This window comes from Robertkochia sediminum (assembly GCF_016786255.1).
GTDB lineage: Bacteria > Bacteroidota > Bacteroidia > Flavobacteriales > Flavobacteriaceae > Robertkochia > Robertkochia sediminum.
This window is the reverse complement of record NZ_JADMKT010000034.1, coordinates 1-907: the sequence shown is the minus strand read 5'-3', so window position 1 is coordinate 907 and position 907 is coordinate 1. Positions and strand designations below refer to the sequence as shown.

Annotated in this window: 1 pseudogene; it reads left to right on the top strand. The window is 49.4% G+C overall.

The window, feature by feature from the left end:
• Nucleotides 1-907 (top strand): annotated as a pseudogene (locus tag IS446_RS00145) (hypothetical protein); the annotation flags it as partial.

Sequence of the window (907 nt, the reverse complement as noted above, 5' to 3'; positions counted from 1 at the left end):
TTCGGGCGACTGTGACGGCGATGGTGTTCTCAATGGAGCTGAAGCCACCAATGGAACTGATCCCTATAATGCAGACACCGATGGCGACGGGCTCACTGACGGAGCCGAGATTATCGAAGGTACTAATCCGAACAATCCTGACACGGATGGTGATGGCTTGACTGATGGCGCTGAAGTGAACACGCACAATACAGATCCAACTGTTGCTGATACCGATGGGGATGGGATCAACGACGGACAAGAAGTTGCAGATAATACCGATCCAACAAACGACTGTGAATCAGTTGGTGGATCACCACTTGGAACTTCAGACTGTGATGGAGATGGTTTGACTAACGATGAGGAAGCTACTATCGGAACAGATCCGAATGTAGCTGATACTGACGGTGATGGAATCAACGACGGACAAGAAGTTGCAGATAATACCGATCCAACAAACGACTGTGAATCAGTTGGTGGAACTGCCCTTGGCACTTCCGACTGTGATGGTGATGGCCTGACTAACGATGAAGAAGTTACAGCTGGAACAGATGCCAACAATCCTGATAGTGATGGCGATGGGATCAACGACGGACAAGAAGTTGCAGACAATACTGATCCAACAAACGACTGTGAATCAGTTGGCGGGACTGCCCTTGGAACTTCCGATTGTGATGGTGATGGCCTGACCAATGATGAAGAAGCTACAGCCGGAACAAATCCAAATGTTGCAGATACTGACGGTGACGGGATCAATGACGGACAAGAAGTTACCGATAACACCGATCCAACAAACGACTGTGAATCAGTTGGAGGGACAGCCCTTGGAACTTCCGATTGTGACGGCGATGGCCTGACCAACGATGAAGAAGTTGCAGCAGGAACCGATCCTAACGATCCGGATTCTGACGGCGATGGCATTAGTGAT